7 protein-coding genes and 1 pseudogene are annotated in these 8,363 nt (G+C 75.1%); 3 read left to right on the top strand and 5 right to left on the bottom strand.

All coding sequences use genetic code 11. The annotated features are described in order from the left end of the window. The 3 genes from DT057_RS32950 to DT057_RS32940 all read left to right on the top strand — a co-directional run. Positions 1 to 760: MetQ/NlpA family ABC transporter substrate-binding protein (locus tag DT057_RS32950; RefSeq protein ID WP_128566242.1), on the top strand; the 760-nt coding region annotated here is incomplete at its 5' end. Continuing rightward, on the top strand, positions 757 to 2,178 hold the full coding sequence (locus DT057_RS32945) for an LLM class flavin-dependent oxidoreductase (protein WP_128566241.1): 1,422 nt from the start codon (positions 757 to 759) through the stop codon (positions 2,176 to 2,178). The genes DT057_RS32950 and DT057_RS32945, both read left to right, overlap by 4 nt. After that, positions 2,175 to 3,605 carry an LLM class flavin-dependent oxidoreductase gene (locus tag DT057_RS32940; protein ID WP_128566240.1) on the top strand — a complete coding sequence of 477 codons (1,431 nt, stop codon included), beginning with the start codon at positions 2,175 to 2,177 and terminating at the stop codon, positions 3,603 to 3,605. Before DT057_RS32945 ends, DT057_RS32940 begins: the two co-directional genes overlap by 4 nt. A 41-nt stretch (positions 3,606 to 3,646) precedes the next feature. Here DT057_RS32940 and DT057_RS37090 read toward each other — a convergent pair. From DT057_RS37090 to DT057_RS32915, 5 genes and pseudogenes are all read right to left on the bottom strand, one after another. Next, a pseudogene (locus DT057_RS37090) lies at positions 3,647 to 4,210 on the bottom strand (molybdopterin-dependent oxidoreductase); the annotation flags it as partial. A 10-nt stretch (positions 4,211 to 4,220) separates the two neighbouring features. Continuing rightward, on the bottom strand, positions 4,221 to 4,991 hold the full coding sequence (locus DT057_RS32930) for an ABC transporter permease (RefSeq protein ID WP_128566238.1): 771 nt from the start codon (positions 4,989 to 4,991) through the stop codon (positions 4,221 to 4,223). Positions 4,992 to 5,080: 89 nt separating this feature from the next. After that, positions 5,081 to 6,436: an LLM class flavin-dependent oxidoreductase gene (locus DT057_RS32925; protein WP_128566237.1), complete on the bottom strand. Its 1,356-nt coding sequence runs from the start codon at positions 6,434 to 6,436 to the stop codon at positions 5,081 to 5,083. Between the two features lie 24 nt (positions 6,437 to 6,460). Then, complete coding sequence (locus DT057_RS36280; protein WP_203236447.1) at positions 6,461 to 6,715, bottom strand: hypothetical protein; 255 nt, start codon at positions 6,713 to 6,715, stop codon at positions 6,461 to 6,463. 87 nt (positions 6,716 to 6,802) lie between these two features. Further along, positions 6,803 to 8,173, bottom strand: coding sequence for an LLM class flavin-dependent oxidoreductase (locus DT057_RS32915; RefSeq protein WP_128566236.1), 1,371 nt, complete (start codon positions 8,171 to 8,173; stop codon positions 6,803 to 6,805). Positions 8,174 to 8,363 lie beyond the last annotated feature (190 nt).

Raw genomic sequence — 8,363 nt, 5'->3', positions numbered from 1 at the left:
GCCGGAGACGCGCGCCGCGCCGGAGACCCGGGACGTGCGGGTCGGCTTCACCCCCAGACCGTACGAGGACGCCTTCAGGGCCGGGATCGAGCCGACGCTCGCCGGCCAGGGCTACCGCGTCGCCTACGCCCATTTCAGCACCGGGCTCGAGGTCAACAAGGCGGTGGCGCACGACGAGATCGACGCCAACGTGATGCAGCACAGCGTCTACCTGAAGGCCTACAACGAGCGGAACGGCACCGACCTCGTCGGCATCGTGCCGGTGCCGACGCCGCCGATGGGGCTCTACTCGCGCAAGCACAAGGCGCTCTCGGCAGTGCGCCCGGGCGCGACGGTCGCGGTGCCGAACGACCCCGTGAACCTGGAGCGCGCCCTCAAGATCCTGCGCGACGCCGGCTGGATCGGCCTCAGGCCGAACGGCAACCCGGTCGACGTCACCGAGCTCGACGTGACCGACAACCCGAAGGGCATCCGGATCGTGCCGCTCGAGGCCGCGCAGGCGCCCCGCGCGCTCGAGGACGTCGACTTCGCGGCGGTCCAGGGCAACTTCGCGATCTTCAGCGGGCTCAAGCTCACCGAGGCCCTGGCCCTCGAGGCGATGACCGCGCCGTACATCAACGTGGTGGCGGTGCGCCGCCCGCGGGCCGAGGCGCCCTGGGCCCGGGCGATCGTGGCGGCCTACCGCTCCGACGCCTTCCGGGCGGCGATCCGGGCCGACCGCGTCTACGACGGCTTCGCCCTGCCGGACTACTTCCGATGAGCCGCCCCGCGCACCGGCGCGAGCTGCGGCTCAACGCCTTCCAGATGTGCGCGCCCGGCCACACCTGGGCCGGGCTCTGGCGCCACCCGCGCAACGCGTCGGCGGACTACAACACCCTCGACTACTGGGTCTCGGTCGCCCGCACGGCCGAGCGCGGCCTCCTCGACGGGGTCTTCCTCGCCGACGTGTTCGGCACCTACGACGTCTACGGCGGCAACGCCGACGCGGCCCTCGCCCGTGCCGCGCAGGCGCCGAGCGCGGACCCGTTCCTGGTGGTGCCCGCGATGGCGCACGCCACGCAGCACCTCGGCTTCGGGGTGACGGCGAACCTCACCTACGAGCACCCCTACCCGTTCGCCCGGCGGGTCTCGACCCTCGACCACCTCACCGGCGGCCGGGCCGGCTGGAACGTCGTCACCGGCTACCTGGAGAGCGGGGCCCGGGGCATGGGCCTGGCGCAGGCCCGCGCCCACGATACGCGCTACGAGGCCGGCGAGGATTTCCTCGCGGCCGTCTACGCGCTGTGGGAGGGAAGCTGGGAGGACGGCGCGGTGCGCCGCGACCGCGCCGGCGGCGTGTTCACCGATCCCGCGAAGGTGCACCGGGTGCGCCACGACGGCCCCTACTACCGGGTCGACGGCCGCCACCTCGCCGAGCCGTCGCCGCAGCGCACGCCGGTGCTGTACCAGGCCGGCACCTCCTCCCGCGGGCGCCTCTTCGCCGGGCGCCACGCCGAGTGCGTCTTCCTCAACGGCCACACCCCGGCCGTCGCGGCGCGCTCGGTGCGGGCCCTGCGCGAGGCGGCGCGGGCGAGCGGGCGCGACCCCTACGACGTCCTGATGTTCCTCGGCGCCACCGTGATCGCGGCGCCGACCCGGGCCGAGGCCCTGGACCTGCGCGACGAGTACGCCCGCTACCTCGACGCCGAGGGCCAGCTCGCCCTCGTCTCGGGCTGGACCGGCATCGACCTGTCGGGCCTCGCGCCCGACGAGGCGCTCGCCTACGTCAGGACCAACGCGATGCAGTCGCTCGTCGAGAACCTGACCATCCCGGGGGAGCGCCCGTTCACGGCCGGCGACTTCGCCGAGTTCGGGCCCCGGGGCGCCCGGGCGCCGTTCATCGTCGGCGCGGCGAGCGAGGTCGCCGACGAGCTCCTGGCCTGGGCCGAGGCGACGGACGTCGACGGCTTCAACCTCACCCGCGTGGTGGTGCCCGAGACCCTGGAGGCGGTCGTCGACCTCGTGGTGCCGGAGCTGCAGTCCCGCGGGGCCTTCAAGCGGCGCTACCGGGAGGGGACCTTGCGCGAGAAGCTGTTCCCCGAGGGCGACGCCCGCCTGAAGCCCAGCCATCCGGGAGCCGCCCACCGGCGTCCCCCCCGTCCCGCGCCGGAGCCGCGGGCGGCGGAGGCCTCCGCGTGACGAAGCCCATCCGCGTCAACGGGTTCGCGATCCACAGCCCGGTCCACCTCTCGCCCGGCCTGTGGACCCACCCGCGGGACCGCTCCCTCGACTTCCACCGCCTGAGCCACTGGACCGACCTCGCCCGGCTCCTCGAGCGGGGCCTGTTCGAGAGCCTGTTCATCGCCGACGGCATCGGCATCCACGACGTCTACGGCGGCACCGCCGCGGCGGCGCTGCGCCGCGCCGCCCAGGTGCCGAAGCACGATCCGATGCTGCTCGTCTCCGCGATGGCGGCGGTGACCGCGCATCTCGGCTTCGGCATCACGGCCTCCGTCTCCTACGAGCCGCCCTTCACCCTGGCGCGGCGCTTCTCCACCCTCGACCACCTCACCGAGGGGCGCATCGCCTGGAACGTCGTCACGGGCTACTCGGCGGCGGCCTCGCGGGCGGTCGGGCGGCCCGGGATCACCGCCCACGACACCCGCTACGACATCGCGGACGAGTTCCTGGACGTGGTCTACCGGCTCTGGGAGGAGAGCTGGGAGGACGGGGCGGTGCTGCGCGACCGGGAGCGGGGGCTGTTCGCCGACCCGGACAGGATCCACCGCATCGTGCATGCCGGCGAGCACTTCCGGATGGAGGGCATCCACCTCGTCGACCCCTCGCCCCAGCGCACGCCGTTCCTGTTCCAGGCCGGCGCCTCGCACCGGGGCCGCGACTTCGCCGCCGCGCACGCCGAGGCGGTGTTCCTGAGCGACCCCTCGCGGACCGCCATCGCCGCGACGGTGGCCGACACCCGGGGCCGCGCCGCCGCCCGCGGGCGCGATCCCGCGGACCTCCTGTTCTTCGCCCTGATGACGGTCGTCGTCGGCCGGACCGAGGCCGAGGCGCGGGACAAGCACCGGGACTACCTCGCCCACGTCGATCCCGAGGGCGCCCTCGCGCTGTTCTCGGGCTGGACCGGGATCGATTTGTCCGCGTACGCTCTCGACGACCCCTTCCCGGTGATCCGCCGCGACAACGCCGTCACCTCGATGGTCGATTCCTTCGCCCGCTCCGAGAGGACGTGGACGATCCGCGAGATCGTGACCCACAACGCCATCGGGGGGCGCGGCCCGGTGCTGGTCGGATCGGCCTCCCAGGTGGCCGACGCCCTGGAGGCCTGGATGGACGAGACCGACATCGACGGCTTCAACCTGAGCTACGCGGTGACCCCGGAGGGCTACGGCGACTTCATCGACCTCGTGGTGCCGGAACTCCAGCGCCGGGGCCGCTACAAGACCGCCTACGCCCCCGGGCCGCTGCGCCAGAAGCTCTACGGCCCCGGCCGGCGCCTGCTGCCGGCGAGCCACCCGGCGGCGCGCTTCCGCGCGCAGGCGGCCCCCGCGGCGGGGGCCACCGAGGCGGCGCGGGCCACCGCGGCGGCCCCGGCGGCAACCCGGTAGCGCGGGGCCCGGCCGGCGCCGGAGACGCCGGCCCGGACCCAGGCGCTGCCGGGCCGCAGCCCCGCCTCGGCCAGGATCGTGGCGAGCTCCACGCCGGTCCACTCGGCGCAGCTCGGGAGCCCGTGGGTGTCCTGCACGGTCCAGGCCGGGTCCGCCTTCTGCCAGCCCGGCGTGTTGCCCGAGCATTCGAGGAAGTGCAGGCGCGACACGGCGGGAAACCGCACGATGTCGTCCATGGTGAGGATCAGGGGCCGCTCGACGCGGCCGTGCACCACGAGGCGGTGCCGGTCGGGGTCGATGGCCGGCACGCCGGCGTGGTGGCGCTCGCAGTGCAGCCCGTTCGGCGTGACGGTGCCGTGCAGGTGCTGGAGCGGCGTGTCGGTCGAGGCGGCGCCCGGGAAGGCCGGGGGCGTGCGCGGCCGGCGGGCCAGGCGCTCGAAGGCCGAGGGCACGCCGTAGGCGGGCGTCGCGACGCCCGCACCCGGCCGGAGGGTCCAGTCCGGGACCTGGAGCGGGCCCTCGGCCGCGGCGGCGCCGCCGCCGAGGCCCAGCACCCCGGCGAGGAAGCTCCGGCGCCCGAAGCGCGGGACGGAGGGGACGGGCATGATCGACCTTTCAGGCGTCGCGCCAGCGCGGGGAGCGCGCCGCGAGCGCGCCGGCGGCGAGGTTGAGCAGGAAGCCGACGAGGCCGAGGATCACGACGCCGAGCATCACGAGGTCCATTTGGAAGCGCTCGCGCCCGGCGATGATCAGCCCGCCGATGCCGGGGCCGACCGCCCTGAAGTACTCCGCCCCGACGGTGGCGAGCCACCAGGAGATCAGCGCCAGGTGGATGCCGGTGAGGATCGAGGGACGGGCCGCCGGCAGGAGCACCTTCAGGACGCGCTGGCGGCGGTCGAAGCGGAGCGCCCGCGCGACCTCGAGGAGTTGCGCCGGGGCGCCGGCCACGCCCTCCTGGGTGTTGACCGCCACCGGCACGAAGGCGGCGAGGGCGATGAACACCACCTTGGCGGTCTCGGCGAAGCCGAACCAGACCGAGATGATCGGGATCCAGGCGAGGATCGCGACCTGCCTGAACGCGCGGAAGGTCGGCCCGAGCAGCCGGCCGGCCAGCGGCGACGCGCCGAGGAGCGCGCCGAAGGCGATCCCGAGCCCGGTCCCCGCCGCGAAGCCCGCGAGGTCGCGGGCGAGGCTCGCGGCGAGGTGCCCGAGGAGCCCGCCGGTGCGGATCTCGGCCAGCGCCCGCGACAGGATCGTCCCGAGCGGCGGCAGGAAGCGCGGGTCGACGAGGCCGCTGCGGCTCGCCGCCTCCCGGGCGAGCAGGAGCAGCACCGGGAGGACGAGGCCGCGGCGCAGGCGCGCGGCGGCGGTTGCCGGGCGGGTCACGGCTTCGCCCGTCACGCCGGGATGCGCCAGGCCTGGAGCCGCGCCTCGATCCGGGCGGGCCGGGGAGACGCGCGCGCATCGCCCGCGCCTCACTCCGCCGCGGCGCGGGGCTGCGGACGCGGCGCCCGGTGAGCCGGCCGCGGCAGGCCGAGGTGCTCGCGCAGGGTCCGGCCCTCGTAGGCGTCGCGGAAGAGGCCGCGGCGGCGCAGCTCCGGCACCACCCCGGCGATGAAGTCCTCGAGGCCGCCGGGCAGGTGGGGCGCCATGACGTTGAAGCCGTCCGCGCCGCCGCCGCGGAAGCGCTCCTCGAGCTGGTCGGCGATCTGGGACGCGGTCCCGACCACCTGCCAGTGGCCGCGGGCGCCCGCGATGGCGAGGTAGAGCTCGCGGATCGTCAGGGCGTCGCGCCGGGCCCGCTCGATCAGCAGCTTCTGGCGGCTCTTCGGCCCGTTCGTCTCGGGCAGGTCCGGCAGCGGCCCGTCGACGTCGTGGCCCGAGAGGTCGGCGCCGCCGAGCGTGGTGCCGAGGAGGCTCAGGCCCACGACCGGGTGGATGCGCTCCTGCAGGATCGCGAACTTCTCCTGCGCCTCCTCCTCGGTGCGGCCGACCACCGGGAAGACGCCCGGCATGATCTTCAGGTGGTCGGGGTCGCGGCCGTAGCGGGCGAGGCGCCCCTTCACGTCGGCGTAGAAGGCCTGCGCCTCCTCGAGGGTCGCCTGCGCGGTGAAGATCGCCTCGGCGGTGGCGGCGGCGAGCTCCCTGCCGGCCTCCGACGAGCCCGCCTGGACGATCACCGGGTGGCCCTGGGCCGAGCGCGCGACGTTGAGGGGCCCGCGCACCCGGAAGTGCCGCCCGTGGTGGTGCAGGACGTGGAGCTTGCCGGGATCGAAGAACAGGCCGCTGTCCCGGTCGCGGACGAAGGCGTCGTCCTCCCACGAGTTCCACAGCCCCGAGACCACCTCGGCGAATTCCCGCGCCCGGTCGTAGCGGTCGGCATGGGCCGCGTGGCGCTCGGCGTTGAAGTTCTGCGCCTCCGCCTCGCTCGACGAGGTCACGAGGTTCCAGCCGGCCCGCCCGCCGCTCAGGAGGTCGAGGGAGGCGAACTTGCGGGCGAGGTTGTAGGGCTCGTTGAAGCTCGTCGAGGCGGTGGCGACGAGGCCGATGCGCTCGGTCACCGCCGAGAGGGCCGAGAGCAGGGTCAGCGGCTCGAAGCCGACCGCCCGCGAGGTGTGGCTCAACGAGGCCACGGCGGTGTCGCGCACCCCGGAGCTGTCGGCGAGGAAGAGCGCATCGAAGGCCGCGGCCTCGGCGAGCCGGGCGAGGCGCACGAAGTGGTCGAGGCTGACGTTGGCGTCCGGCCGCCCGTCGGGATGCCGCCAGGCCGCCACGTGGTGGCCGTCGGTCATCAGGAAGGCGCCGAGCTTCATCTGTCGGGGCGTGGCCATGGGCGGGGTCTCCTTCGGGTCGGCTCAGGCGGAGCGGGCGGCGAGCGGCAGCGCGGCGGCCGGGCGGCGCGCCGGCGCCCCGGCGGCCTCCGGTCGCGGGCCGGCCCCGGCGCGGGGCGCCGCCTGCGTCTCCGACTTCCCGCAGCCGCTCGCCCCCACGATGGTGACGAACTCGCCCGGCGCGACCGCGGGGTCGATCCCGTCCAGGGCGCGCAGGGTCCGGCCGTCGACGCGGAAATCCTTCGCCAGGCGGGCGATCTCGATCCGGCTGTCGGGCATCGGCGGCTCTCCTGGGGAGGGGTCACCCGGCAAGCGGGTCACCCGGCAAGCGGCTTACTCGGCAAGCGGGTCAACCGGGACGGGGGATCACCCGGCCGCCGCGCGGCTGCCCTCGGGGCGGCTCCCGCGGACGCGGTGGGGCGGGCGTCGCAGCCCGAGATGCTCGCGCAGGGTCCGGCCCTGGTACGCGGTCCGGAACAGGCCGCGGCGCTGCAATTCGGGGATCAGCAGCGCGGCGACGTCGTCGAGCCCGCCCGGCAGGACCGGCGGCATGATGTTGAAGCCGTCGGCGCCGTAGGCCTCGAAGCGCTCCTGCAGGGCGTCGGCGACGTCGGCGGCGGTTCCGACGAGCGTCCAGTGCCCGCGCGCGCCCGCGACGCGCAGGGACAGGTCGCGGATGGTGAGGTTCTCGCGCCGGGCGAGCGCCACCAGCAGCTCCTGCCGGCTCCTGCCGCCGTTGGTCTCCGGCACGTCGGGCACCGGCCCGTCCTCGGGGTGGCCCGAAAGGTCGACCCCGAGCATCCGCTCCAGCAGCGAGCGGCCGACCACCGGGTGGACCAGGTCCTGCAGCGCGTCGTAGCGGCCCTGCGCCTCCGCCCGGGTGCGGCCGAGGAACGGCATCGCCCCCGGCATGATCTTGAGGTCCTCGGGGGCGCGTCCGTGGCGGGCGAGCCGCCCCTTGACGTCGGCGTAGAAGGCGGTCGCCTCCCCGAGGGTGACCTGGGCGGTGAAGATCACCTCGGCGGTGCGCGCCGCCAGCGCCTTGCCGGCCTCCGAGGAGCCGGCCTGCACCACGACCGGGTGCCCCTGCGGCGGGCGCGGCACGTTGAGGGGGCCGCGGACGGAGAAGTGCGCGCCCTCGTGCCCGAGGACGTGGAGCTTGCCCGGCTCGAAGAACACGCCCCCGGCCTTGTCGCGCACGAAGGCGTCGTCCTCGTAGGTGTCCCAGAGCCCGGTGACGACGTCGACGAACTCCTCCGCCCGGGCGTAGCGGCGGGCATGGGCGAGGTGGCTCTCGCGGCCGAAGTTGCAGGCCTCGTGCGCGTCCGCGGAGGTGACGAGGTTCCAGCCGGCCCGGCCGTCGCTGAGATGGTCGAGGGAGGCGAACTTGCGGGCGACGTGGTAGGGGTCGTTGTAGGTGGTCGAGGCGGTCGCCACGAGGCCGATGCGGGCGGTCGCCGCCGAGAGGTGCGAGAGCAGCGTCAGCGGCTCGAACTGCCCGACGTACCGCGTCGCCGTGCGGCTCAGGGCGTCGAGGTCGTCGCCCCGGACGCTGACGCCGTCCGCCAGGAAGACGAGGTCGAACTTCGCGGCCTCCGCCACCTGCGCGAGGCGGCGGTAATGCGCGGCGTTGATGCCGGCATCGGCCTGCGCCTCGGGGTGGCGCCAGGCCGCGACGTGGTGGCCGCCCGGATACAGGAACGCGCCCAGGCGCAGGGTCTCGTCGCGACGCGCCATGCTCTCACCCGCCCGCTCGGATTCGCCGGCGGGTCCCGGCCCGTCCGTCGGCCGATTCTCGCGCCATGAATCTACTTAGTCAATCAATTTTGTGTACTATTCCGGCGGGACCGGCCGGGGCGCCGCGGCGGCGGCACTCCGCGGCGCACCGGCGCCGATGCGGGCGGCGCCCGCGCCGGCGCCGGGGCGG

Source organism: Methylobacterium crusticola, assembly GCF_003574465.1.
In the GTDB taxonomy this organism is placed as follows: domain Bacteria; phylum Pseudomonadota; class Alphaproteobacteria; order Rhizobiales; family Beijerinckiaceae; genus Methylobacterium; species Methylobacterium crusticola.
Note: the sequence above shows the minus strand (reverse complement) of the source record. Positions and strands in the feature narration are given on the sequence as shown.